Below are 26,569 nucleotides of genomic sequence, written 5' to 3'. Positions count from 1 at the left end.
TGGCGTATTGTGCCAGTTTTCTTGCGCTGGAGACATCATGAAAATGGAGATTAGCGCAACGCCAGCGCCTTGTGTCCGCGCGCCGGCGCGGCGTCCAGCTTGAACATGCTGACCAGTTGCGCCAGATGCCCGGACTGGCCCTGCAAGGCGTCGGCCGCGGCGGCCGCCTGTTCCACCAGCGCCGCGTTTTGCTGCGTCACGCCGTCCATCTCGACGATGGCCTGGTTGATCTGTTCGATGCCGGCTTCCTGCTCGCCGCTGGCGGTGGCGATCTGTCCCATGATGTCGCTCACGCGCTGCACGCTGGCGACGATTTCGGTCATCGTGTCGCCGGCCTGGCCGACCAGCCTGGCGCCGTCGTCGATCTTGCCGACCGAGTCGCCGATCAGCTGCTTGATGTCCTTGGCGGCGCTGGCCGAGCGCTGCGCCAGATTGCGCACTTCCGACGCCACCACGGCGAAGCCTCGGCCCTGTTCGCCGGCGCGCGCCGCTTCCACCGCCGCGTTGAGCGCCAGGATATTGGTCTGGAACGCGATGCCGTCGATCACGCCGATGATGTCGACGATGCGGCGCGACGAGGCGCTGATCGAATCCATCGTCGTCACGACCTCGGCCACCACGCCGCCGCCGCGCACGGCCACCTTGGCGGCGCTGGCCGCCAACTGGTTGGCTTGGCGCGCGTGGTCGGTGTTTTGCTTGACGGTCGAGGTCAGCTCTTCCATCGACGAGGCGGTCTCCTCCAGCGAGCCGGCTTGCTGCTCGGTACGGGTCGACAGGTCCATATTGCCGCTGGCGATTTCGTTGGACGCGGTGGCGACGGCGTCGGTGGTGCTGCGCACTTCGCCGACGATGGCCGCCAGCCGGTCGCGCATGGCGGCGATGCTGAACAGCAGGCTGGAGCGGTCGTTGGCGCGCAACGCCACGTCCACCGTCAAGTCGCCGGCGGCGATGCGGTCGGTGATGCCGGCCGCGTAGCCCGGTTCGCCGCCGAGCTGGGTCAGCAGCGAGCGCGTGATGAGCCAGCCCAGCAGCAGCGCCACGGCGATCGAGGCCACGGACAGGATCAGGATGGTGATGACGGCCGCTTCGCTGCGCCGCTGGATGCCGTTGCCGATCTCATCGATGGAGGCCTTCTGGCGGTCGGCCAGCGCCTCGATGCTGCCGACGTAGGCATCGCCGGCCGGCACGAATTGCTGGGCGATGATGGCGTTGGTTTTCTCGATGTCGCCCTGCGCCTTGGCGTCGAACGCCGCCTTGCGGTGGCCTTGGTAGATCGCGCGGTTTTCCAGCGCCTTGGCGAACAATTCTTTCGCGCGCGGGTCGATCAGCAGCTTGCCGATTTGCTCCTGCGCCCCGGCCACCCGCTTGGACGCGCGGGCGATGCCGTCCTCGAAGAATTTCTGCGCCTCGGGATCGCTGGTCTTGGCGGCGGCCTGGGCGCGCTGCACGTTCGCTTCGATGATGCCTTTCCATTCGGTGACCAGGCGTTCGGTTTGCAGTTGCTCGCCGAGCAGGTTGGTGGTGTCGGCGGCGATGCTGCGGATCGTCAATTCGCTGGCGGCCGAGATTGCCAACAGCAACAACAGGGCGGCGCCGAAGCCGACCGCCAGCCGTTTTCCGACCTTCATCTTAGAAAAAATCATTGTGCTTCCTTACATTTAGCCAGGTCTGACGACCAATTCACAACAGGCTCAATATTTTATTATTGACAATACCTGTTTCTCTAATGTAATTTTACACGCTATTTGAAAGTGACGTGCGTACGTAGTTTCACGTGCCGGCATCGGGGCTGGAGCGCGGGAAGGCGGGGAGGAGGTGGCGGAAGGCAGTAGGAGTCGAACTTACAGGAGAGCGTCTGACGCCCCCCACCGGGTTTGAAGCCCGGCCCCATCACCGGATGAGATTGCCTTCCGTGGTGCGCTATCGGCTAGTGCGCGCTGAACGACCAAGCCGCGTTGGGCCGGATCAGATGGACGTTGCCGACGCGCCGAGTATAGCCGACACGATCGAAGAACTCCAAGATTTGAATCGCGCGCTTGCGTCCAAGGCCGGTGGCGTCGCGGAACGACGACGCTTGTACCTCCGGCAAGGCCGCCACCAACTCCGCCAGCTCGGCGAGCGGCGCCGGATGGTAGAACAGATCCGGCACCAGCTGGCTGATTTCGCCGGTCTTCGACAGCTTGAGCAAGAGCCGGCGTACTTCGGCCTCCGGCAAGCCGTGCTGGCGCGCCAGATCGCGTACCCACGGCGGATCGAAGCGGCCCGAATGCAAGGACACCAGCAGCGGCTGGACCAGCGCCTGTTCGGCCTCGCTCAATTCCACGCTGTGACTTGGCAGGTGCAGGCTGCGGCCGCGCTGCTTGATCTGCCCGGTGGCGCTGAGCGCCTCGGCCAGGCGGCTCCACAGCCGGTCTTCCATCTCCGGCGCGACGATGCGTTTGAGGCGCCACAGCTCCGGTCCCGCCTCGTCGGGGGCGCGGGCGTGGAATTCGGACAGGCCGGCGAGGATACGGGACTCGAGCGCCGCCACTTCGGCCGCCGCGATCAGCAGCGCGTCGCCGCCGGACAGCGCCACTTCCACGGTGCCGGGCGGCGCCACGATCTCGCTCGCCGGCAGCTGCGACAGCCGCACCAGCGTCGACATGCGCAAACCCAGGGGGCTGCGCGCCAGCAGGGCGCCGATGCCCGCCGCGCCGCCGTGCCGGTCTTGACGTTGATCGCGATCGATGAAATCGGCCAGCGCCCGCAGCCAGTCCAGCCGCGCCGCGCTGCGCCGCTTGCGCGCCGGGCCGAAGGGATCGAGTACCACGCCGCCGCCGATGGTGGCGCTGGCCTGGGCGTTGCGGATCACGAAGCGGTCGCCGGGCACCGCGTGCACTGGGGCGTCGAGCACCAGCTGGGCGCGGCCGCTGCCGCCCGGCGCCAGCGTCTCGCCGTCCAGCGGTACGATGTTGGCCACGTGGTGCGCCGCGCCCAGGTGCACGTGCAGCGGCGACCATGGCTTGAGGGTGACGCCGCTGTCCGGCGTCAGCGTCAGTTCGACGTCGATGCGCTCGGAACACGCGGCCAGCGCGGGAGCGACGATCCAGGTGCCGCGCGCTATCTCGTCCTTGGATACGCCGCTCAGGTTCAGCGCCAGGCGCTGGCCGGCGCGGCCGCTGTCGGCGGCGCGGTTTTGCGCGTGGATGCTACGCACCCGCATCTGCCGCTCGCCCGGCGCCAGCTGCAGCGTGTCGCCCACGCGCACGCTGCCCGCCAGCGCGGTGCCGGTGACGATGGTGCCCTGGCCGGACAAGGTGAACACGCGGTCGACGCCAAGGCGGAACAGGCGGCGTTCATCGGCGGCCGGCAGCGCTGCCGCCATCGTCGCCAGATGCGCCAGCAGCGCCTTCACGCCGGCGTCGTCTTCGCTGGTGGCGTTGGTGCGGAAGATCGGCGCGCCGGCGAAATCGGTGTTCGCCAGCAGCGCCGCGATGTCGGCTTCGACGCGCGCCAGTTGGCGCTCGTCGGCGCGGTCGATCTTGGTCAGCGCCACCGCGCCGCGCCGCACGCCGAGCAGCCGCAGGATGGCGAGGTGCTCGATCGTTTGCGGCATGATGCCGTCGTCGGCGGCGATCACCAGCAGCGCGGCGTCGATGCCGGTGACGCCGGCCGCCATCGTCCGGATGAATTTTTCATGACCGGGAACGTCGATGATGCCGAGGATGTCGCCATTGGCCAGCGGCGCGTAGGCGTATCCCAGTTCGATGGTGATGCCGCGCGCCTTCTCTTCCTTCAGGCGATCGGTGTCGACACCCGTCAACGCGCGCGTGAGGGTGGTTTTCCCATGGTCGATATGACCTGCCGTGCCGACGATCATGCGGGCGTGTGCCTCAACAGAGGCAATTGTTCGGTGAAGCGCTGCTGCTGGTGCTCGTCCAGGCAGCGCAGGTCGAGCCACAGCGCGTCTTGCGACACGCGGCCGATCACCGGCAGCGGCAGCGCGCGCAGGCGCTGTTCCAGCACGCCCAGCGCGTTGCCGGTGCGGACCGTCGCGGCGGCGCGCACCACCAGCCCGTGGCTGTGCAACTGGTCGACCGGCAGGGCGCCGCTGCCGATCTGGCTCATCATCGGTTCGGCGCCGACCGTGTAGCCGTCGCCCAGCACCGCCTGCAATTGCGGCAGGATGGCCTGCGCCTGTTCGCGCATGGCGGCGGCGGGGCGCGTCAACAGCTTCAGGGTGGTCAGGCGCTCCGGCAGCAGGTCCGGCGCGCGGTACAAGGCCAGCACCGGCTCCAGCGCGGCCAGGGTCAGTTTGCCGACGCGCAGCGCGCGCTTGAGCGGGTTCTTTTTGATCTGCGCGATCAGGTCCGCGCGGCCGACGATGATGCCGCATTGCGGACCGCCCAGCAGCTTGTCGCCGCTGAAGGTCACCAGGTCGGCGCCGCCGGCGATGGTCTCGCGCACGGTGGTCTCGTGCGGCAGTCCGTATTGTTCGAGGTCGACCAGCGTGCCGCTGCCCAGGTCCACGGCGGTCGGGATGTTGTGCTGGCGCGCCAGCGGCGCCAGTTCCGGCAGTTCGACGCTTTTGGTGAAGCCGGTGATCGCGTAGTTGCTGCAATGGACCTTCATCATCAGCGCGGTCTGCGGGCCGGCCGCTTCGGCGTAATCCTTCAGGTGCGTGCGGTTGGTGCTGCCCACTTCGCGCAGCACGGCGCCGGCGCGCGTCATGATGTCGGGAATGCGGAAGGCGCCGCCGATTTCCACCAGCTCGCCGCGCGAGACGATCACCTCGCGGCCCTGCGCCAGGGTGTTCAACATCAGCAGCACGGCGGCGGCGTTGTTGTTGACGATGGTCGCCGCCTCGGCGCCGGTCAATTCCAGCAGCAGTTGCTCGACCAGGTTGTCGCGGTCCCCGCGCTTGCCGGTGTCGATGTCCCACTCCAGGTTCATCGGCCAGCGCAGCGCCTCGGCCACGGCTTGCACCGCGCTGTCGGGCAGCAGCGCGCGTCCCAGATTGGTGTGCAGCACGGTGCCGGTCAGGTTGAAGACGGGACGCAGCGGCGAGCGGTTGGACTCGCGCAGCCGTGCCGCCAGCATCGTCAGCAGCATGGGGATGGAGGTGTCGGTGGCGACCGGGCCGTGGCCGGAGCCGTCGCGCGCGGCCAGCAGCAGGCCGCGCAACTCGGCCAGCAGCGCGCGCGCCGCCTCCGTCGTCTGTGCGCGGCCGTATTCGGCGATCAGCGCCTCGCAGCCGGCATCCGACAGGATCAGATGCACGGCCGGCAGGTGGATCGCACCAGCCGCCTTCACCGGTTTGGCGGGACCGTTCATGCGGCGTTGAACCACAGCAGCGGATTGCCGCTGGCGCGGGCGTAGCCGGCTTCGCCGACCAGCAGGTCGAGGGTCAGGCTGGCCAGATCGTCGGCCAGCGGCTCGACGTTGAAGTCGTGCTCCTGGTTGAAGATCTTGCGGTAGGTTTTACAGTCTTCGCAGGTTTCGGCGCGCGCCACCTTGCTTGGATCGTTGGCCTTGTTGACCGATGCCGGATCGGCCGCAACCACGTTGGCCTTGTCCTCGTTCGTCTCCAGGCTTTGGTAGGCGATTTTGGAGGTGTGTTCGCAGCACGAGCATTTGACACGCACCATGTGCCATTCGCTGGCGCAGGCGCTGCAATGGAGGTAGCGATAGCCTTGCGACTGGCCGCCGATGCGGATCACGCTGGCCACTGGATGCGAGCCGCACACGGGACACAAGGTGTTGGTCACCAGCGGCTGCACCGCCGGCGAGTCGAGCTGGCTGGCGCGCATCGCCCACACCACCTGCAGCGCGGCGGCGACGAACGGCGCGTGCAGCGGATCGACGCCCTCGGTCACTTCCGCCAGCACGGCGTCGGCGCAGCCTTCCAGCTGGGCGGCGTCGAGCTCGCGCAGCTGCGCCAGCACGCCGGCCACCTGCGGCTGCTCCTTGGCCAGTGGGTCGAGTTGATCGAGGATGGCGGCGAAGACGGTGCGCCACGACGCCGGACGGGCGCCGCTGACCGGCAGCGGCGGCATATGGTGCTCCAGCGAGAGGGCGATTTCGGCCGCGTCGGGCAGGGCGAACGTCGCCGCGGGCAGCGACGTTGCGACCGCCGCCTGCGCGTCGACCAGGGCCGCCATCAGTTGCAGGTAGCCCTGCATCGATTCGCCCACGGGAATTCCGGTGATTTCATTGTTCGCCAGCTGGCGCAGACGGGCCGCGCGCGCGGTGAAAAGACTGCGTGCTTGCGGCAGCAGCAGGCGCGGTATGGCATTGTGATCGAGCGATTCGATTTCGCCCGGTTCAAGCAGACGTTGTACCAAAAGATGTCTCCCAGTTTGCCGGCGGCGTCGTCACGATTGCGATGCGTGTGACCTCGGCCGCCGGCTTGGGAACTATTCTAATCCCAAATTAATAAATCAATCGCGCGGCTTGTGAGTGCTCCGCGCGACTTCCTCGAACCAGCGCGGATGATGCTTGCGCGCCCACCCGTAGGTGACCGTGCCGCGCACCATCGCGCCTATCGAACCCTTGACCCACAGGCCCGCGTAAATGTGGACCACGATTGAGCAAATGATCACAAAGGCGCAGAACGCGTGCAGCAGCGCGGCGAAGCGTACCACCTCGATCGGGAAGTAGAACGCGAAGTACGCGCGCCAGATCACGATGCCCGACAACAGGAGCCCCAGCATGCACAGGATCAGCACATAGAACAGCACCTTCTGGCCGGCGTTGTAGCGGCCGACCCTTGGGAGCTTTTCCTCGCGGTTGTTGACCACGTCGCCGACCTGCTTGAGCCACTGCGTGTCGCCCTTTTCGAAGTGGTTGTGGTGCCAGAAGCGCACCACCAGCAGCGCGAACGAGGCGAACATCAGTATCCCGAAGAAGGGATGCAGGATGCGCGTCCACTGGCCGCCGCCGAGGAATACCGCCATCCACGCCGTGGCCGGATGGAACATGGCCAGGCCGGACACCGTCAGCACGATAAAGCAGATGGCGGTGACCCAGTGGTTGCTGCGTTCATTGGGCGTGTAGCGTTCGATCAGCGGGTTGCCGTCCTTGTCGCGCAACGGTTTGTTTTCAGGTGTGCCCATCGGGGTTGTCATTTTTCGCTCTCCCTGATCCGGTTGGCCTCATGCAGCGCCTCGGCTTCCTCGTCCCTGCTGACCTCATTCGGACCGACGCGCGAATAGTGGAACCAGCCCGCCAGCGCCGTCGCGGCGATGCCGGCCAGCGCGAGCGGCTTGGTCAAGCCTTTCCACAATCCGACCATCGGGCTGATACTCGGATTCTGCTTCAGTCCATGGTACAGCGGCGCCTTGTCGGCGTGGTGCAGCACGTACATCACGTGCGTGCCGCCGACACCGGCCGGGTCATACAGGCCGGCGTTGGCGTAGCCGCGCGACTTCAGGTCCTCGATGCGCTCGGCCGCGTGCTCCTTCATGTCTTCCTTGGTGCCGAAGACGATCGCGCCGGTCGGGCAGGTCTTGACGCAGGCCGGTTCCTGGCCGACGGCCACGCGGTCCGAGCACAAGGTGCACTTGTAGGCGCGGTCGTCCTTCTTGGAGATGCGCGGCACGTCGAACGGACAGCCGGCGACGCAATAGCCGCAGCCGATGCAGTTCTCCTGATGGAAGTCCACAATGCCGTTGGTGTACTGGACGATGGCGCCCGGGGCCGGGCAGGCCTTCAGGCAGCCCGGGTCCTCGCAGTGCATGCAGCCGTCCTTGCGGATCAGCCATTCGAGGTTGCCGTCGTTGCTCTCGTGTTCCGAGAACCGCATCACGGTCCACGATTGCGGCGTCAGGTCGAGCGGGTTGTCGTACACGCCGGTCGTCTCGCCGACGTCGTCGCGCAGGTCGTTCCACTCCATGCAGGCGGTCTGGCATGCCTTGCAGCCGATGCATTTCGAGACGTCGATCAGCTTGGCGACGACACCGGTGGCCGGAGTGCGCGCCACCGGTGTCTGCACCGTGGTGGCCGACATTCGTTTGATATCAAGTGATTGTAAAGCCATGTTTTATTCTCCTCGGGCCGTCATGCTTTTTCCACTTTCACCAGGAACGACTTGAATTCCGGTGTCTGTGAATTGCCGTCTCCAACCGTCGGCGTCAGGGTGTTAATCAGGTAGCCCGGTTTGGTGACTCCCTTGAACCCGAAGTGAATCGGCAGTCCGACCTGGTGGGTCTTCTTGCCGTCGATGGTCAATGCCTTGATACGCTTGGTCACCACGGCCTTCGCCACGATGTGTCCACGCTTGGAACTGACTTTGACACGATCGCCGTGCGTCACGCCGATCTCCTTGCCGAGGTCTTCGCCGATTTCGACGAATTGCTCCGGCTGGATGATCGCGTTCAGGCGCGCGTGCTTGGTCCAGTAGTGGAAATGCTCCGTCAGACGGTAGCTGGTGGCCACGTGTGGATACTCGTTCGCCTTGCCCAGCTTCGCCCTGTCGCCCGGGAACATGCGGCCGGCCGGATTGCTGGTGGCGCGCGGGTTATTCGGGTGCATCGGGTTGTGGCCGATCGGCGTTTCGAACGGCTCGTAGTGCTCGGGGAACGGACCTTCGGCCATGGCGTCGCGCGAGTAGAAGCGCGCCACACCCTCGGCCAGCATGATGAACGGACCCATGCCGTTTTCCGGCGGTTCGTCGGCCTTGAAGTCCGGGACGTCCGGGCCGGCCCAGTTGCTGCCGTTCCAGCCGATCAGCTTACGGGTCGGATCGAACGGTTTGCCCTTGGTGTCGCACGAGGCGCGGTTGTACAGCACGCGGCGGTTGGCCGGCCAGGCCCAGGCCCAGTTCAGCGTATTGCCGATGCCCGACGGGTCGCTGTTGTCGCGGCGGCCCATCTGGTTGCCGGCGGCGGTCCACGAACCGGCGAAGATCCAGCATCCGCAGGCGGTGCTGCCGTCGTCGCGCAGTTGCGCGAAGCCGGCCAGTTGCTCGTTCTTCTTCAGGATGACTTTCGTCGGGTCCTTTGGATCGGTGAGCTCCTTGAGCGCCTTGCCGTTGAACTCCATCGCGATCTCCTCCGGCTGCGGGCTCAGAGGCTGGGCGTAGTTCCACGTCAGGTTGACGATCGGATCGGGGAATTTGCCGCCGTCGGTCTGGTACATCTTCCGGATGCGCATGAACAGGCCGGACATGATCTCCAGATCGCTCTTGGTCTGGCCGGGGCCTTCTGCGCCTTGCCAGTGCCACTGCAGCACGCGCGAGGAGCTCACCAGCGAGCCGCGTTCCTCGGCGAAGCAGGTGGTCGGCAGGCGGAACACCTCGGTCATGATCTTGGTCGGATCGACCTGGTGGAACTCGCCGAACGGACGCCAGAATTCCGCCGTTTCGACGGCCAGCGGGTCCATCACCACCAGGAACTTGAGCTTCGACAGCGACTCGGTGATCTTCTGCTTGTCCGGCGCCGACGCCAGGATGTTGAAGCCCTGGCAGATGTAGCCGTTCATTTTCCCCTGATGCATAAGCTCGAAGGCCTGCATCATGTCGTACGGCTTGTCCAGCTTCGGCAGGTAGTCGAACGCGTAGTTGTTTTCCTCGGTGGCGGCGTCGCCCCACCAGGCCTTCATGAAGGAGACCAGGAACTTCTTGGCGTTGCTGTAGTAGCTAAGCTGGTTCGGGCGCAAAGGCTGCAGCGCGCGCTTGGCCGTATAGGCTTGCCAGTCCTGTTCCGCCTCGCCGGGCAGGGTCAGGTAACCCGGCAGCATATTGGTCAGCAAACCCAGGTCGGTCAGGCCCTGGATGTTGGAGTGGCCGCGCAGCGCGTTCATGCCGCCGCCGGCGATACCGATATTCCCCAGCAGGAGCTGCACCATCGCGCCGGTGCGCAGGGTTTGCGCGCCGGTCGAGTGCTGCGTCCAGCCCAGGGCGTACAGGATGGTCGCGGCGCGTCCGGGGACGGCCGTCGACGCCAGCATCTCGGCGACCTTGTGGAATTTCTCCGGCGGCACGCCGCAGGCTTTCTCCACCATCTCCGGGGTGTAGCGCGAGTAGTGCTTCTTCATCAGCTGGTACACGCAGCGCGGATGCTCGAGCGTCGGATCGATCTTGGCGTAGCCGTCGTCGCCCATCTCGTAGTTCCAGCTGCTCTTGTCCGCGTACTTGCCGGTCGCCTCGTCGTAGCCCGAATACAGGCCGTCGTTGAAGGCGAAGTCCTCCCGGACGATGAACGGCATGTCCGTGTAATTGCGGACGTACTCGTGCTGGATTTTGTCGTTCGTGAGCAGATAATTGATGATCGCGCCCAGGAATACGATGTCCGAGCCGGTACGGGTAGGGACGTAATAGTCGGCTACCGAGGCGGTTCGGGTAAAGCGCGGATCGACCACGATCAGCTTGGCGCCGCGATGCGCCTTCGCTTCCGTGACCCATTTGAATCCGCAAGGGTGTGCTTCAGCGGCGTTTCCGCCCATGACCAGGATGACATCCGCGTTCTTGATGTCTACCCAGTGATTCGTCATCGCACCACGTCCAAATGTCGAGGCAAGACCTGCCACCGTCGGACCGTGTCATACACGTGCTTGATTGTCGAATGCCAGCATGCCCAGACTGCGCATGGTTTTATGGGTTAAGTAGCCTACCTCGTTGGAGCCGGCCGACGCGCACAGCATGCCGGTCGTGGTCCATCGGTTGACGGTTTTGCCGTCGGCGCTCTTCTCGATGAAGTTGGCGTCGCGGTCGGCCTTCATCAACTTGGCGATGCGCGTGAGCGCGTCGTCCCAGGCGATCGGGCTCCATTCCGTGGCGCCCGGGGCGCGGTATTCCGGCACCATCAAGCGATTCGGCGAGTGGATAAAGTCGATCAGGCTTGCGCCCTTTGGACACAGCGTGCCGCGGTTGACCGGGTGGTCGGCATCGCCTTCGATGTGGATGATTTTGGCGGTGGCGTTTTTGGCGCCGTCGCCCAAACCGTACATCAGGATTCCGCAGCCTACGGAGCAGTAGGGGCAGGTGTTGCGGGTTTCGGTGCTGCGCGCCAGCTTGTACTGCCGGACTTCGGCCAGGGCCGTTGCCGGCGCAAAGCCGAGGAGCGCGATGCTCGAACCCGCGATGGTCGCGCCAGTTACCCGAAGGAACTGTCGCCTGGACATCTGGTTCATGGAAAGCCTCTCAGTTGGAACAAAGACTTTCCGAGTGTAGCACCGGAAAAACATTTATGTTCGCACTGACACGGGTCAAATGTTGGGTTAACGCCAGTGCCGCACCTTTGACATAGCTCAAAGAATAATGTTTCAGCGGCTTGTTGAAGGAAGATGATTAATTTGCTACGACGCCGGTCGGATTGCGCCATGGCGGCCAATCCGACCAACGTGTCAATATGCTAACGTGGCTCAGGCGTCGGCGGTCGACGTCAGCAGCGCTTCGATCGCCGCCAGCGACGGCGGCGAGGCGCCCGCCGCCAGGCAGGCGGCGGCGCCGGCGGCCACCGCGAAGCGCAGGTGCTCCAGCGGCGCGCGTTCGGCGTTGTGCATCATGCTGTAGGCCAGCGCGGCGATGCTGGCGTCGCCCGCGCCGACCGAATCGACCACGGTGATGCGCGGCGCCGGCAGCGCCCATTGCTCGCCGCCGATGTGCAGCGAGGCGCCGTCGCCGCCCTTGGTGTACAGATAGGTGGCCGCCGGATTCCAGCCGCGCAGCGTGGCGAACGCCGTCTCGATGTCGCCGGTGCGGAACAGGCCCGCCAGATCCTCTTCCGACACCTTGACCACGTCGGCCAGCTCCGTCATGCGGCGCAAGGTCGCATCGTAACGCTCGTCCATCAGCAGCCGGTAGTTCGGATCGAAGCTGATGCGCACGCCGTCCAGTTTGAGCTGCTCGGCCAGCGCCACCAGCTTGCCGGCCAGCGGCTGGCGCGCCAGGCTGATGCCGCCGAAGTGCACCCATTTGCAGTGTGCGCGCCAGCCTTCCGGCAGCAGCGCGGCGTCGAAGTGCAGGTCGGCGCTGTCGTCGCCGACGAAGAAGTAGGCCGGCGGATCGGTGCGGTGCACGATCGCCAGCAGCGGCGATTTCGCATAGCGCTGCAGGAAGCGCATGTCGAGGTTGGCCGCTTCGCTGGCGCCGTGCAGCGCGTCGCCGAAGACGTCGACGCTGACGGCGCCGGCGAACGCGGTCGGCACCTCCAGCTTGGCCATCGTGCGCGCCACGTTCCAGGTCGAGCCGCCGACCTGGCTGAGCCAGCGCTGGGGATTGGGCTGGTCGCCGTCCTGCACGATCATGTCGGTCAGCGCCTCGCCCGCCGCGACAAACAAAGGAAAATTCGCCATCTCAATCCTTCTTCAATACGTTGAGCACTTCGTAGCAGGCGCCCATGGTGTGGTAATCCACTTTGCCGGCCGGGCTTTTCTCGTCCGTCAGCTTGCTGTTGTCGGCGCCGAGGATGCGGTACCACGCGCCGTATTGGTGATCGACGAAATGCTCCCAGCTATAGGCCCAGATCTTGTCGTACCAGGTCCAGTAGCTTGCCTCGCCGGTGCGCGCGCCCAGCAGGGCGGCGGTGGCCAGGCTCTCGGCCTGCACCCAGAAGTATTTGAGATCGTCGCAGATGCTGTCGTCCGGGCCGAAACCGTAGTAGATGCCGCCGTGCTGCGCGTCCCATGCCTTGTCCATCGCCGCGTTGAACAACTCCACCGCGCGCGGCAGCAGCCAGTCCTTGCCGCCTTCCAGCTGGTCGCCGTGACGCTCCAGCAGCAGCAGCAGCTTGGCCCATTCGGTCAGGTGGCCCGGCTGGTAGCCCCACGGACGGAAGATGTTGCTCTTGTCGTGGCGGTTGTACTCGGTGTCGACCGACCAGTCGGCGTGGTAGTGCTCCCAAATCAGATTGTCCGCCAACGCGGCCTGGCGTTGCGTGATGTTGCGCGCCAGCGTTTCGGCGCGCAGCAGGAAGGCGCGCTCGCCGGTCGCTTCGAAGGCGGCGATCAGCGCCTCGCAGGCGTGCATGTTGGCGTTCTGGCCGCGATAGGCGTCAAGGGTCGACCAGTCGGCGCTGGCCTCGTCGGCGTACAGGCCGTAGTCGGCGTCCCAGAAGCGCTGTTCCATCAGTTCGAAGGTTTCGTCGATCCATGCGCGGGCGTCGGCTTCGCCGGCCATCAGCGCGTGGCTGTAGGCGAGCAGCACGAAGGCCAGGCCGTAACAGTGGTTGGTGCCGTCGGTGACGCGGCCTTCGCCGTTGTTCCAGTCCAGTTGCCAGGCGTAGCCGCCGGTCGCCGGGTTGCGGTGGGCGGCGCGCAGGAAGGCCAGGCCGTGGCGCAGGCGCTGCTGGTCGGCCGCCTCGCCGAACTGGCGCCACGCCATCGCGTGCGTGAAGATGAAGCGCGTGCTGCTGACCAGATGGCGCGTGCGGCTATCGTAGACGGTGCCGTCATCCTTGTAGAAGTGATAGAAGCCGCCGCTCGGGTCCACGCAACGGCTGTCGTAGAAGTTGCGGGTGTGGCGGATGTGGTTGAGCAGCGTTGCGCGGGATTGAAAATCTGGTACCATCATTGGGTCCGTTTTTAGTTGATAGGCAGGGCGCTTTTTACGGCTGCCCGGTGGTATATTTTCGGGCGCGCACAGGCCCCCGCATCGGCGCGGAGCCGATGCCAGTTGTTGCGCGACCTTGCTCGGTCTAGCTAGTTTCAGGCGGCGGCCACGCTGCCTCCTTTGCCCTGCGGCTTCTGTACCCGCCAGCCGTCGAACACCGTGCTGGCCCTCACCACCAGCTCCACCGGCGCGATTTTTTCCACCGGTTCGTTATGCGGGCCATTCAACAGCATTTCCACGCCCAGCGCGCCGAGCGCCTTCTTATCGATGCGCAGCGTCGTCAACGGCCGGTGTCCCAGCACGGCGGTCGAAATATCGTCGAAGCCGACGATCGCGATGTCATGCGGGACCTTCAATCCCTTGGCCAGGCAGCAGCGCATCGCCACCAGCGCGGCGCTGTCGTTGTAGCAAAAGACGGCGTCCGGCGGATGGGGAAGGGCCAGCAACTGCTCCATCGCCTCCCATGCGCCGGTTTCCAGGTCGACGCCGTCCGGCAGGCCCGCTTCCATACGCGGGTCGGCCAGAATGCCCTCTTCGAACAGGGCCTGGCGGTAGCCGCGCGCCCGCTCGCGAATACTGTAGTGCGACAGCGGACCTGAAATAAAACCCACCCGCGTGCGGCCGGTGTCGATCAGGTGCTTGGTGGCCAGGTAGCCGCCCATCATATTGTCCGGGTTGACCGAGCTGTAACCGCGCAGCTTCATATCAATCAGCACCAGCTGCTTGCCGGTCGAGCGCAGGGCGCTCAAGGTTTCGGGCTCGAAGAAGCCGGCGCAGACGATACCGTCCGGCGCGTGCATGCGTATCTGGTCGATCAATCCATCGGCCGGGCCGACCGCCATGAACGACAGCACGATGCCCTGTTTGCGGCAGGCCTCCTCGGCCCCGTGCAGCACCGGGGAGTAGAAAGGGCTGCTCGAGGCGGTGTTGTGCTGTCGGTGCAGCAGGAAAGTCAGGCGGCGCAGACGTTTCGGCCGCAGCTTGCAAAAGTCGTAACCGAGCTTGCGCGCCGCCTCCAGCACCATCTGGCGCGTGGCTTCGGTCAATCCCGGTTCGTTTTTCAGGGCGCGTGAAATGGTCCCCGCCGACACGCCGGCCACGCGTGCGATATCCCGTATCGTCACTCCGGTGGTCGCAGCGCTATTTGTGGAATCGCCCATCTCGGTCTCCAAATCTCTCATGAACCGGCTCGCGGCGGTGCCGTCGGCGGGTTTCTGGTGTGAATACAGTCTTGCATAATCGTCCAGCCACGGTCAAACGACACGTCGACTTTCTCGAAAAGTTTAGCGCAATTTACTAAACACGCCGATTTTAGCCGTACGCTGCGCCGCAACACGGCGTATCGCCTTGCATCGTGTGTTTAGTGAAGGCGGCTAAACTGCGCCTCAAATTCGCTTGCTGTTTGACCCTTGGGCGTCGCCGATGCAGAATCTTTTCACTAATATAAAAACCATCCAAGAGGAGACAGCTGATGGAGCACGTTGCACCGGCAACTTTGAACACCCACGATCATGCGCGTCAGGGCGGAGGCAGCACCACCTTCCCGATGATGATCATCACGCTGCTGTTCTTCATGTGGGGGTTGATCACCTCGCTGAACGATGTCCTGATTCCCCACCTCAAATCGATTTACACGCTCACCTATGTGCAGGCGATGCTGGTGCAGTTCTGCTTCTTCGGCGCCTACTTCATCGTCTCGCTCCCCGCCGGCATGTTGATCAAGCGGCTGGGCTACCAGCGCGGCGCCGTCGCCGGGCTGGTGGTCGCCGCCATCGGCTGCGCCATGTTCTATCCCGCCTCGATGGGCGGCTACGCGCTGTTCCTGCTGGCGTTGTTCGTGCTCGCCGGCGGCATCACCATCCTGCAAGTGTCCGCCAACCCTTTCGTCGCGGCGCTGGGCGCGCCGGCCACCGCATCGAGCCGCCTGACCTTGACGCAGGCGTTTAATTCGCTCGGCACCGCGATCGCTCCGGCGCTTGGCGGTTTCCTGATCCTGTCCGAAGGCGTTCCAGCCGTCGCCAACATCGTCAAGACCAAGGCCGAGGAGGCCGCGACCGTGCAGGGGCCGTACCTGGTGCTGGCGGCCACCTTGCTGGCCATCGCCATCCTGTTCGCGCTGGTGCGCCTGCCGAAGATCGTCGACGCCGAAGAATCGGGCGCCTACACGCTGGATAAAAAAGTGACGTCGCACCGCCACTTGGTGCTGGGCGCGATCGGCATCTTCCTGTACGTCGGCGGAGAGGTCAGCATCGGCAGCTTCCTGATCAACTTCCTCGGCGAGTCCAACATCGCCGGCATGTCGCACGGCGCCGCCGCCAATTACGTCAGCTTCTACTGGCTCGGCGCCATGATCGGCCGCTTCGTCGGCTTCGGCGTGATGCGCTACGTCAGCCCGGGCAAGGCGCTGGCGTTCAACTCGGCCGCCTCCATCGTGCTGCTGCTGACGGCGATCTTCTCGCATGGCGCGGTCGCCATGTGGGCCGTCATCGCCGTCGGCCTGTTCAACTCCATCATGTTCCCGACCATTTTCAGCATGGCGCTGTACAAGCTCGGCCCCCTGACCAGCCAGGGCTCGGGCATCCTGTGCATGGCCATCGTCGGCGGCGCGCTGGTGCCGTTCGCGCAAGGGCTGCTGGCCGACACCATCGGCTTGCAGCTGTCGTTCTTCGTGCCGGCCGCCTGCTATACCTTTATCCTGTACTACGGTTTGAAGTACGCCGGCATGTACTCCGACCGTTGATCTTCGATCCTTTGATTTCGCCCTCCAATAATAAAGTGAGACAGCTAATGAATTCCGAACTGAACCTGCGTCCGCTGGCCATCGCGCTGGCGGTGGCGGCAACGCTTGCCGCCGCGACCATCGTCACCGTGGCCACCGCGCTGCCGGCCTACGCCGCCGGACAAGAGGCGGGCGCGCCGGCCGAACCGGCCTCCAAGCCGTGGCTGGACAAGTCGCTGAGCTCCGACAAGCGCGCCAAGCTGGCGCTGGACGCCATGACGCAGCAGGAAAAACTGAACTGGGTGCTGGGCTACTTCGGCGCCGATTTCGTCCCCAACAAAACCAAGAAGCATCCGGCCGCGCTGCCTTTCTCGGCCGGTTACATTCCCGGCGTGCCCCGACTGGGCCTGCCGGCGCTGTTCGAGACCGACGCCGGCCTTGGCGTTGCCACGCAATTGAGCAAAAACCCGCGCGAGCGCACCTCGCTGCCTTCCGGCCTGGCCACCACGGCCACCTGGAACCGCGACCTTGCCTACCAGGGCGGCGCGATGATCGGCCGCGAGGCGCGCGCCTCCGGCTTCAACGTCATGCTGGCCGGCGGCGTAAACCTGCTGCGCGAACCGCGCAACGGCCGTAACTTCGAATACGCCGGCGAAGATCCGCTGCTGGCCGGCACCATGGTGGCGCAGCAGATCAAGGGCATCCAGTCGAATAATCTGATTGCGACCATGAAGCACTTCGCCGTCAACGACCAGGAGACCGGTCGCTTCGTGCTCGACGCCCGCCTGGACGACACCAGCAACCGCATGTCGGACCTGCTGGCGTTCCAGTTCGTTCTGGAGCAGTCCAACCCCGGCTCGGTCATGTGCTCCTACAATCGCCTGAACGGCGTCTACGCCTGCGAAAACGACTACCTGCTCAACCAGGTGCTGAAGAAGGACTGGGGCTTCAAGGGCTATGTGATGTCCGACTGGGGCGCCGTCCACAGCACCGTGGAAGCGGCCAACAGCGGCCTGGATCAGCACTCCGGCTGGGAGTTCGACAAGTCCGCCTACTTCGGCGGCGCGCTGGAGGAGGCGGTCGAAAACGGCCACGTGCCGCAGGCGCGGCTGGACAACATGGCTTACCGCGTGCTGTGGGCGATGTTCGACAAGGGCGTGGTCGACAATCCGGTCAAGGAAGGCGGTTCGATCGACTACGACGCCCACAAGCTGGTCAGCCAGGCCGACGCGGAAGAGGGCATCGTCCTGCTGAAGAACAGCAACAGCGTGCTGCCGCTCAAGGCCGGCGCCAAAAAGATCGTCGTCATCGGCGCGCACTCGGATGTGGGCGTACTGGCCGGCGGCGGCTCGTCGCTGGTGTATCCGATCGGCGGCAATCCGGTGCCGGGCATCGAGCCGACCATCTGGCCGGGGCCCGTGGTGTACCACCCGTCGTCGCCGCTGAAGGCGATCAAGGCCCGCGCCGGCGGCGCCAAGGTGGTCTACAACGACGGCAAGGACACCGCGTCGGCGGCCAAGGATGCGGCGGACGCCGATGTCGTCATCGTCTTCGCGGAGCAATGGGTGGGCGAGTCGCTCGACGCCGTGTCGCTGTCGCTGCCGAACAACCAGGACGCGCTGATCGCCGCCGTCGCCAAGGCCAACCCGAAAACGGTGGTGGTGCTGGAGAGCTCCGGTCCGGTGCTGATGCCGTGGGTCGACCAGACCGCCGCCGTGGTGCAGGCATGGTACGCCGGCAGCGGCGGCGGCGACGCCATCGCCCGCGTGCTGTATGGCGAGGTCAATCCGTCGGGCCACTTGCCGACCACCTTCCCGGTCTCCGAAAGCCAACTGCCGCGTCCCAAGCTCGATGGCGATCCGAAGAAGGACCGCGAGCGCTTCACCGTCAACTATCACGAAGGCGCGACGGTCGGCTACAAGTGGTTCGACGCCAAGGGCCTCAAGCCGCTGTTCCCGTTCGGTCACGGCTTGTCGTACACGCAGTTCTCGTATTCCGGCCTGGCCGCCAGCCAGAAGGACGGCAAGCTGCAACTGAGCTTCAAGGTCACCAACACCGGCGCGGTCAAGGGCAAGGACGTGCCGCAGGTGTACGTCTCGCCGGTCGGTGTGAAGTGGGAAGCGCCGAAGCGCCTGGCCGGCTGGGACAAGGTCGAACTCGCGCCCGGCGAGAGCAAGGACGTCAGCGTGACGGTCGATCCGCGCCTGCTGGCCATGTATGACGGTAAATCGAAGACCTGGCGCGTCGCCAGCGGTGGCTACAAGGTATTGCTGGCGCATGACGCCGGGGACACCAAAGCCGCCAGCATCACCGTGCAGCTACCCAAGCAGACCTTGAACGTCGCAGGCAAGCCAACCAAGTAACCATCCATAAAAAGAAAGAACGAGACATGAAACAACTCTACAAATTCTGCGCGACCGCGTTGATGATCGGTGCTTGCGGCATCGTGTCCGCCGCCGATGGCGCCACCGTCGGCAAGGGCGATTTCGTCACCGCCAAGAAGACCCACTTCGCGCGCAAAGGCCAGGCCTACTACATCGTCGGCGCCAACTTCTGGTACGGCGGCTACCTCGGCGCGCCGAAGGGCGTGGGCGAGCGCGCCCGCCTGCTGAAGGAACTCGATAGCATGCGCGCGATCGGCATCAACAACCTGCGCGTGCTGGCCGTCTCCGAGAAAACCGACATGAAAAGCGCCGTCAGCCCGGCGACCACCGCCAAGCCGGGCGAGTACGACGAGAATCTGTTGGTCGGCCTGGACTTCCTGATGGCCGAAGCGGCCAAGCGCGATATGACGGTGGTGCTCTACCTGAACAACTTCTGGCAATGGTCGGGCGGCATGACGCAGTACCTGAACTGGTTCGAGGGCACGCCGGCGCTGGACCCGAACGTGACCAAGGATTACGACGACTACATGAAGAAGAACGCGCGCTTCTACGTCAACGCCGCCGCGCAAAAAGAGTACCGCAACGTGATCCAGAAGATCGTCAAGCGCGTCAACACCATCACCGGCAAACCTTATTCGGAAGACCCGATCCTGATGTCGTGGCAGCTGGCCAACGAGCCGCGCCCGGGCAACGGCAACGCCACACCGGAAGAGAAGAAGGCCTACATCAAGTGGATCGACGAAACCGCCGCATACATCCACAGCCTTGACAAGAACCACATGGTCAGCAGCGGCAGCGAAGGCCTGGCCGGCTCCGCGCAGGACGCCCAGCTGTTCCTCGACTCGCACCGCACCAAGCATATCGACTACCTGACCTATCACCTGTGGCCGAAGAACTGGGGCTGGTTCGATTCCAAGGACCCAACCGGTTCGTGGGATGGCGCCATCACCAAGAGCCGCAACTACCTGACTTCGCACATCGACCTGGCCAAGAAACTGGACAAGCCTATCGTGCTGGAGGAATTCGGCCTCGATCGTGACGGCGCCTCGTTCAGCATCAAGGCCACCACCAAGATCCGCGACCGCTTCTACCGCGAAGTGTTCGATTTCGTCTACGACGGCGCCAAGAAGGGCGATCCGATCGCCGGCTTCAATTTCTGGGCCTGGGGCGGCGCCGGCCGCGCGGCCAACGCGGATTACTGGTGGAAGCCGGGTAACGACTTCGTCGGCGATCCACCGCAGGAAGAGCAGGGTCTGTACTCGGTGTTCGACTCGGACACCAGCTCGCTCAAGTTGATCAAGGAGTACGCCGACAAACTCAATACCATCAAGCGCTAAGGGGGCACGCATGAAACGTACCGTCATAAGCATGGCGGCGCTGGCCGCCTGCGCCTGCGCTTTCAACGCCCACGCCCAGAAGTTCGACGGGCTGGCCGACACGCCGCAAATGGGTTGGAACAGCTGGAATACCTTCGCCTGCGACATCAACGAGCAGCTGATCAAGGACACCGCCGATGCGATGGTCAAGAACGGCTTGAAAGACGCCGGCTATCAGTATGTCAACATCGACGATTGCTGGCACGGGAAGCGTGACGAGACGGGCGTGATCCATCCGGACAAGGAGCGCTTCCCGTCGGGTATGAAGGCGCTGGCCGACTACGTTCACAGCAAGGGCCTCAAGATCGGGATCTACTCTGACGTCGGCGCCACCACTTGCGGCGGCCGCCCGGGCAGCCGTGGCTATGAATACCAGGATGCGCGCACCTATGCCTCCTGGGGCATCGACTACATCAAGTACGACTGGTGCGACAGCAAGGGCCTGTCGTCGGTGGGGGCGTACACCACCATGCGCGACGCCATCCGCGCCGCCGGCCGGCCGATGTTGTTCAGCATTTGCGAATGGGGCGACACCAAGCCCTGGGAATGGGCCAAGGATGTCGGCCACTCGTGGCGCACCACCGGCGACATCCATATGTGCTTCGATTGCGAATTCAGCGAGGCGTCGTATTCGCGCTGGGGCGTGCTGCAGATCCTCGACAAGCAGGCGGGCCTGCGGGTGCATGCCGGTCCGGGTCACTGGAACGATATGGACATGCTGGAAGTGGGCCGTGGCTTCACCGAAGACGAGGACCGCACCCACTTCGCCGCCTGGTCGATGCTGGCGTCGCCGCTCATCCTGGGCAACGACGTGCGCAAGATGTCCGAGGCGACGAAACGCATCCTGACCAACAAGGCGGTGATCGGGATCAACCAGGACAAGCTGGGTATCCAGGCGTGGCGCTTCCTGCAATCCGGCCAGTTGGAGTATTGGGCCAAGCCGCTGGCCAACGACGAGTGGGCGGTGATGATCCTGAACCGCAGCGACGAGGTCAAACCGGTGACTTACCAGTGGTCGACATCCCGCATCAACGACGATGCGAACAAGCGCGTGCTCGACACCACCAAGACGGTCTTCAACTGGACCGACGCCTGGACCGGCAAGACCGGCGACACCAGCAAGAAACTGGAGAGCAAGCTCGCGCCGCACGGCGCGATTGTCCTGCGCCTGAAGGCCCGGAGCTGAAATGAAGCACACGATGACTGTGGCGGCGTTGGCCGCGATGATGTGGTCCGGCGCCCAAGCCGGCGACCAGTGGGGACCTTATAACGCCGAATTCCCGGCCGCCAGCGACGGCCTGGTGAAGAAGGTCAAACAGGCCGACATCTTCGCTTCGGCGGTGGCGGGCAGGGTGCAGCCGTTCGCTTTGAGCGGCTGGTTCAAACCGTCGGAGCCGGCGCCCGGCCGCACCCTGATCGCCGGTGTCGCCGGCGCGCAGGCGGGGCCCGGATGGTTCGTGTGCAGTGTGGACGGCGCGTTCGGCTTCTGCGGCTATGGACTGGAAGTGGTCTCGCCGCTGAAGCTTGCGCCCAATGCCTGGGTGCACCTGGCGGCCAGCTACGACGGCAGACGGGTCACCTTGTACGCCAACGGCAGCGCCATCGCCCGGCAGGACGCGGTGCTCAAAGCCGAGGGCTTTACGCCAGCTCCGATCAAGGAAAGTGCGCAGGCCGCGCCGGTCGACGACTTCGCCCCCCGGATTTCGATGGGCCCGCGCAGCAAGGCCGCGACAGGCTACGCCGGGCGGATCGCCGGCTTCACCGTCACCGCCACCGCGCTGGACGAAGGTGCTGTGCGCGCGATGGCCGCCACGCAGCCGAACGATGCGCTGATCAACTTCGAATCCGGCAGTCCATCGTGGCCGATACAGGTTCGCCAGATGTACGGCCAGGTCGCGCCGCAGGACCCGTGGACCTTGCCCAAATCCGGTTCACCGTTCCAGGAGCCGAAAGCCAAGCCGGCCTACAGCGGTCCGGCGCTGGTGCAGAAGGACGCCAACCTGTGGACCATCAAGTCGTGGAAGCTGCAGGCGGCGCCAGAGGTAAGCGCGAAGCCGGAGCACATTTCGTCGACCGGCTTCGACGCCGCCGGCTGGTATCAGACCACCACGCCCGGCACGGTGCTGACCACGCTGGTCGACCGTGGCGTCTATCCAGATCCCGACTACGGCCTCAATAACATGGCCATTCCGGAATCGCTGAACAAACAGGATTACTGGTATCGCACGTCGTTCCAGCCGCCCGCCGCCTTCAAGCAGGGGCAGCGTCTGTTCGTCACCTTCAAGGGCGTGAACTACGAGGCGGAGGTGTGGATCAACGGCCGCAAACTGGGCGGCATGAAGGGCGCCTTCGTGCGCGGCACCTTCGACATCAGCCCCTATCTGAAGCTCAAGGGCGATAACGTCATCGCGGTCAGGGTGTCGCCGCCGCCGCATCCCGGTCTGCCGCAGGAGGAATCGATCGCGGCCGGCGCCGGCGAAAACGGCGGCACGCTGGCGCAGGACGGGCCGACCTTTATCGCCTCCGAGGGCTGGGACTGGATTCCCTCGGTCCGCGACCGCAACACCGGTTTGTGGCAGGACGTGGAGCTGCACGCCACGCGCGACTTCAAGCTGGGCGACGCCCAGGTGATCACCGCGCTGCCGAAGGCGGACAACAGCGTGGCCGATGTCAGCATCGAAGTGCCGGTCTCGAATTTGTCGAAGTCGGCGCAACGGGTCACCGTCCGCGCGACGATTTCGCGGCGTGACGGTAGCATGAAACCCATCCAGGTCAGCAAGACCGTCGGCCTGGCGCCGGGCGAGCATAGCGTGCGTTTCACGCCGGCCGATTTCGCCGCGCTCAAGCTGAAAAATCCCAAACTGTGGTGGCCCAACGGCTACGGCGCGCCGGATCTGCATGAGCTCAAGCTCGAGGCGATGCAGGGCACGCAGCTGTCGGACCAGGCCAGCACCCGGTTTGGCGTGCGGGCGGTGACGTACGAACTGTCGCTGGTGGACCAGGGCGGCCACCTGCGCCGCGTGGAAGCCGACTTCACCAAGGGGCGTGAACTGGGCGTGCGCATCACCGACGGCCGCCACCAAGCCATTAAGAAGCTCTCCGATAATAATTGGGCCACGGGCCTGCGCCCGGAGGCCGAATGGACGGCGGCGATTCGGCCGCTGGAGGAAACCACGCTCAGTCCTTTCCTGGTCATCAAGGTCAATGGCGTGCGCATCGCGGCGCGCGGGGGCAACTGGGGCACGGAAGACTGGCGCAAACGCATCGACCGTGAGCGGCTGGAACCTTACTTCCGCCTGCACCGGGACGCCAACGTCAACATCATCCGCAACTGGGTGGGGCAGAACACCGAGGAGAGCTTCTTCGAGCTGGCCGACGAATACGGTCTGATGGTGATGAACGACTTCTGGGCGTCGACCCAGGACTACAACCTGGAGCCGCAGGACGTCAACCTGTTCATGGAGAACGCGCGCGATGTGGTCAAGCGCTATCGCAACCATCCGTCGGTGATCATGTGGTTCGGCCGTAACGAGGGCGTGCCGCAGCCGGTGCTGAACGAGGCGCTGGAGGCGATGATCTATCAGCTCGACGGCACGCGCTGGTACAGCGGCAGCTCGAACCGCGTCAATCTGCAAAACAGCGGTCCGTATAACTACCAGACGCCGACCAGCTACTTCACCGAGCACGCCAAAGGCTTCTCGGTGGAAGTGGGCACGCCGTCGTTCCCGACGATCGAGGCGATCAAGGCGGCGGTGCCGTCGACCGACCAGTGGCCGTTGACCGACACCGTCACGTATCACGACTGGCACCCGGACGGCAACGGCAGCGTCAAGACCTTCAACGCGGCGATGGCCGCCGGTTACGGCGCGCCCGACTCGCTGGCGGACTTCGAACGCAAGGCCCAGTTGCTGAACTACGAAAGCCACCGCGCCATCTTCGAAGGCATGAACGCGGGGCTGTGGCGCCAGCACAGCGGCCGCATGCTGTGGATGACGCAGCCGGCCTGGCCGAGCACCATGTGGCAGATCCTCAGCCACGACTACGACACGCACGGCGCCTTTTACGGCGTGAAGAGCGCGGCGGAGCCGGTGCACGTGCAAATGAACCTGCCGGACTACCAGCTCATGGTGATCAACAACCCGGCCGCCGCGTTGAATGGCGCCACGCTGTCGTACGCCGCGTATGACGTTCAGGGCAAGCTGCTGGCCAGCGGCGACAAGCCGGTGGCGGTGGCGGCGGTGAGCACCTCGGAACCGATCGACGCCGGCATCGGCGCGCTGGTGGCGCAGCATAAACTGATCGTGCTCAAACTGGCGCTCAAGGACGCCGACGGCAAGCTACTGTCGCAGAACGCCTACTGGCCAAGCAGCACGCTCGCCGGCCAACAGGGCTTGAACCAGCTGGCGACGGTGCCGCTGGAACTATCCACGCGCTGGACCGGCGCGGCCGCGCGGGGCGAACGGCAGTTGGAGGTTACAATGCGCAACGGCGGCGAAGTGCCCGCCCTGAGCGGTAAACTGACCTTGTTCAATGCGGACGGCGAACGGATACTGCCGGTGTATTTTTCGGATAATTATGTAGCGCTGATGCCGGGCGAGAGCCGCACCGTGAGCGTCACGTTCAAGAGCCAGGGCGCGGTGCGCCTGGATCTGCGTGGCTGGAACGTGGCGCCGCAATCGCTGCGGATAGGCGCGCAATGAAAGGATTCCAGATGAAGAAGTCGCTGATCCCCGCGATCGTCGCCGCCGGCCTGCTGGCGCTGGCCAGCGCCCCAAGCCACGCCGACGCGCCGCTTAACCCGGCCGCCTGCAGCACCACGCCGGCGCCACGCAAAATCGAGTACCCGTGGATGTCGGTGGCGCGCTGGCACGAGATGTTCAAAGAGGACGTCGCGGTGGCCGATGCCGGCAACGTCGATCTGCTGTTCGTCGGCGACTCCATCACCGAAGGCTGGAACCGCGAGATCTGGGACAAGTCCTTCGGCGCCTGGAAGGCGGCCAATTTCGGCATCGGCGGCGACCACACCGGCAACGTGCTTTGGCGGCTCGATAATGGCCACGCCGACAAGCTGCACCCGAAGCTGGTCGTGCTGACGATCGGCGTGAACAACTTCTTCCACTGCGGCGCCGCGCCGGACGACGTGTTCCAAGGCGTGCAGGCGGTGCTCAAGAAGTTGCGCGCGCTGTACCCGGACGCGAAGATACTGCTCAACGCCGTGCTGCCTTACGAGCAATCGGCGCAGAATCCAAAGCGGCAGCAGATCATTGAGCTGAATCGCAAGATCGCATCGCTGGGCGATGGCAAGACCATCATTTTCAGGGATTACGGCGCCCGTTTCCTGCTGGCGAACGGCGATATGTCGCCGGAGGTGATGGCCGACTTCCTGCATCCGACGCCCAAGGGGTACCAGATCTGGTCGGACGCGATGCTGCCGGACATACAGAAGTTGATGAAGTAATGAACGGCGCGCACCGCCGTATCGCCGGCTGCGCGGCGTTGATCGCCTCGCTGTGGGGCCAGGCCCCGCTGGCCGCGGCGGCGTCGATGACGGCCGCCGATCCCCACGTCGCCCGCATGGGCCGAGCCGCTATCAGCGCCGACGGCGTGGTGCGGTTCGGCTATCCGGGCGTTAGTTTTTATCTCAACTTCGAGGGCACGCGCCTGAGCGTGGACGCGCAGGCCAGCGGCGGCAACAGCTATCTGGACGTGATCGTCGACGGCGTCGCGCGCAAGGTGAGGCTGGCGCCTGGCAAACAGACCCTCAGCCTGGTCGACGGCGCCGCCGACGGCAGGCACACGGTGGAAATCGTCAACCGGTCCGAGACCTGGCACGGCACTGCCGCGCTGCTGCGGTTTGACACCGACGGCAAGTGGAGCGCCGCGCCCATCCTGCCGCAACGGAAAATGCTGATGCTGGGCGATTCCGTCACCTGCGGTGAGGCGATCGACCGTATCGCCGGCGCCAAGAAGGATCCGTCCTGGTGGAACGCGCGTTCATCCTACGGCATGCTGATGGCGCGCGACTTGGGCGCGCAGGTGCAACTGGTCTGCTACGGTGGACGAGGCTTGATACGCACCTGGGACAACAAGACCAACGAACTGAATTTGCCGGACTATTATCAGTTGGCGATACCTGACCGGGAACAGCCGGCAGAATGGGATCAGCGCGATTATCGGCCAGATGTGATTCTCAGCGCGATCGGCAACAACGACTTCAATCACGGCATTCCGGACCGCGAGCAGTACGTGGCAACCTACGTGCGGTTCGTGCGCACGCTGCTAAAGGATCATCCGCAGGCGCGGGTGGTGCTGACCGAAGGCGGTTTGATGACCGGCGAGAAGCGGGTGGCGCTGATCGAATACATCGCCGAGACGGTGAAACGGGTGGGGGACAAGCGGGTGCACGCCATCGCGTCGAAACCCTATTCGGGCGATGCCGATGACGGGCATCCGACCAGGGAGCAAACCGTCGATATCGCCAACGACTTGCTCCCCCAGGTCCGCGCCATCATGGGTTGGTGAACGCAGGCGGGATTAGCCGGAACGGCTAATCCCGTTAAAC

The 26,569-nt window shown here is 64.9% G+C and carries 17 protein-coding genes and 1 tRNA gene; 7 read left to right on the top strand and 11 right to left on the bottom strand.

Annotation, left to right across the window (positions count from 1 at the left end; translation table 11 throughout):
- Positions 1-50: 50 nt before the first annotated feature.
- The 11 genes from BMX85_RS04660 to BMX85_RS04605 all read right to left on the bottom strand — a co-directional run bounded on the left by BMX85_RS04660 (position 51) and on the right by BMX85_RS04605 (position 14,688).
- Positions 51-1,643 (bottom strand): methyl-accepting chemotaxis protein, encoded by a 1,593-nt coding sequence (locus BMX85_RS04660; RefSeq protein ID WP_090314473.1) that lies wholly within the window; start codon positions 1,641-1,643, stop codon positions 51-53.
- A 173-nt stretch (positions 1,644-1,816) separates the two neighbouring features.
- A tRNA-Sec gene (locus BMX85_RS04655) sits at positions 1,817-1,912 on the bottom strand.
- 15 nt (positions 1,913-1,927) lie between these two features.
- On the bottom strand, positions 1,928-3,859 hold the full coding sequence (gene selB / locus BMX85_RS04650) for a selenocysteine-specific translation elongation factor (RefSeq protein ID WP_090314472.1): 1,932 nt from the start codon (positions 3,857-3,859) through the stop codon (positions 1,928-1,930).
- Positions 3,856-5,313 carry an L-seryl-tRNA(Sec) selenium transferase gene (selA, locus tag BMX85_RS04645; RefSeq protein ID WP_090314471.1) on the bottom strand — a complete coding sequence of 486 codons (1,458 nt, stop codon included), beginning with the start codon at positions 5,311-5,313 and terminating at the stop codon, positions 3,856-3,858. Before selA ends, selB begins: the two co-directional genes overlap by 4 nt.
- Positions 5,310-6,323: a formate dehydrogenase accessory protein FdhE gene (gene fdhE, locus BMX85_RS04640; RefSeq protein WP_090314470.1), complete on the bottom strand. Its 1,014-nt coding sequence runs from the start codon at positions 6,321-6,323 to the stop codon at positions 5,310-5,312. Before fdhE ends, selA begins: the two co-directional genes overlap by 4 nt.
- A gap of 96 nt (positions 6,324-6,419) precedes the next feature.
- Positions 6,420-7,094 (bottom strand): formate dehydrogenase subunit gamma, encoded by a 675-nt coding sequence (locus BMX85_RS04635; RefSeq protein WP_090314469.1) that lies wholly within the window; start codon positions 7,092-7,094, stop codon positions 6,420-6,422.
- An 8-nt stretch (positions 7,095-7,102) separates the two neighbouring features.
- Positions 7,103-8,017 carry a formate dehydrogenase subunit beta gene (gene fdxH, locus BMX85_RS04630; protein ID WP_090314468.1) on the bottom strand — a complete coding sequence of 305 codons (915 nt, stop codon included), beginning with the start codon at positions 8,015-8,017 and terminating at the stop codon, positions 7,103-7,105.
- A 20-nt stretch (positions 8,018-8,037) separates the two neighbouring features.
- The gene (gene fdnG / locus BMX85_RS04625; protein WP_143067894.1) at positions 8,038-11,109 is read right to left on the bottom strand and encodes a formate dehydrogenase-N subunit alpha; all 3,072 of its coding nucleotides are present in this window, start codon (positions 11,107-11,109) and stop codon (positions 8,038-8,040) included.
- A gap of 231 nt (positions 11,110-11,340) precedes the next feature.
- Positions 11,341-12,273 carry a carbohydrate kinase family protein gene (locus BMX85_RS04615; RefSeq protein ID WP_090314465.1) on the bottom strand — a complete coding sequence of 311 codons (933 nt, stop codon included), beginning with the start codon at positions 12,271-12,273 and terminating at the stop codon, positions 11,341-11,343.
- A 1-nt stretch (position 12,274) separates the two neighbouring features.
- On the bottom strand, positions 12,275-13,486 hold the full coding sequence (locus BMX85_RS04610) for an AGE family epimerase/isomerase (RefSeq protein WP_090315236.1): 1,212 nt from the start codon (positions 13,484-13,486) through the stop codon (positions 12,275-12,277).
- Between the two features lie 137 nt (positions 13,487-13,623).
- On the bottom strand, positions 13,624-14,688 hold the full coding sequence (locus BMX85_RS04605) for a LacI family DNA-binding transcriptional regulator (protein ID WP_090315234.1): 1,065 nt from the start codon (positions 14,686-14,688) through the stop codon (positions 13,624-13,626).
- Between the two features lie 311 nt (positions 14,689-14,999).
- On the opposite strand from BMX85_RS04605, the gene BMX85_RS04600 reads away from it, so the two are divergent.
- From BMX85_RS04600 to axe2C, 7 genes are read left to right on the top strand one after another with little or no spacing between them, the layout of a single operon-like run.
- On the top strand, positions 15,000-16,268 hold the full coding sequence (locus BMX85_RS04600; protein ID WP_090314464.1) for a sugar MFS transporter: 1,269 nt from the start codon (positions 15,000-15,002) through the stop codon (positions 16,266-16,268).
- A 47-nt stretch (positions 16,269-16,315) separates the two neighbouring features.
- Complete coding sequence (locus BMX85_RS04595; protein ID WP_090314463.1) at positions 16,316-18,610, top strand: glycoside hydrolase family 3 C-terminal domain-containing protein; 2,295 nt, start codon at positions 16,316-16,318, stop codon at positions 18,608-18,610.
- Between the two features lie 26 nt (positions 18,611-18,636).
- The gene (locus tag BMX85_RS04590; RefSeq protein ID WP_090314462.1) at positions 18,637-19,968 is read left to right on the top strand and encodes a glycoside hydrolase 5 family protein; all 1,332 of its coding nucleotides are present in this window, start codon (positions 18,637-18,639) and stop codon (positions 19,966-19,968) included.
- A 10-nt stretch (positions 19,969-19,978) separates the two neighbouring features.
- Positions 19,979-21,193 carry a glycoside hydrolase family 27 protein gene (locus BMX85_RS04585; protein WP_090314461.1) on the top strand — a complete coding sequence of 405 codons (1,215 nt, stop codon included), beginning with the start codon at positions 19,979-19,981 and terminating at the stop codon, positions 21,191-21,193.
- Between the two features lies 1 nt (position 21,194).
- Positions 21,195-24,707 (top strand): glycosyl hydrolase 2 galactose-binding domain-containing protein, encoded by a 3,513-nt coding sequence (locus tag BMX85_RS04580; protein ID WP_090314460.1) that lies wholly within the window; start codon positions 21,195-21,197, stop codon positions 24,705-24,707.
- Entirely contained in the window at positions 24,704-25,465 is a 762-nt protein-coding gene (locus BMX85_RS04575; RefSeq protein WP_229210278.1) for a GDSL-type esterase/lipase family protein, read from the top strand. The genes BMX85_RS04580 and BMX85_RS04575 overlap by 4 nt, the downstream gene beginning before the upstream one ends.
- Positions 25,465-26,529: a bifunctional acetylxylan esterase/glucomannan deacetylase AxeC2 gene (axe2C, locus tag BMX85_RS04570; RefSeq protein WP_090314459.1), complete on the top strand. Its 1,065-nt coding sequence runs from the start codon at positions 25,465-25,467 to the stop codon at positions 26,527-26,529. Before BMX85_RS04575 ends, axe2C begins: the two co-directional genes overlap by 1 nt.
- The last annotated feature ends 40 nt before the right edge of the window (positions 26,530-26,569 follow it).

It is taken from the genome of Duganella sp. CF517 (assembly GCF_900110275.1).
Classification (GTDB): domain Bacteria; phylum Pseudomonadota; class Gammaproteobacteria; order Burkholderiales; family Burkholderiaceae_D; genus Rugamonas.
This window is presented reverse-complemented; position numbering and strand designations above follow the sequence as displayed.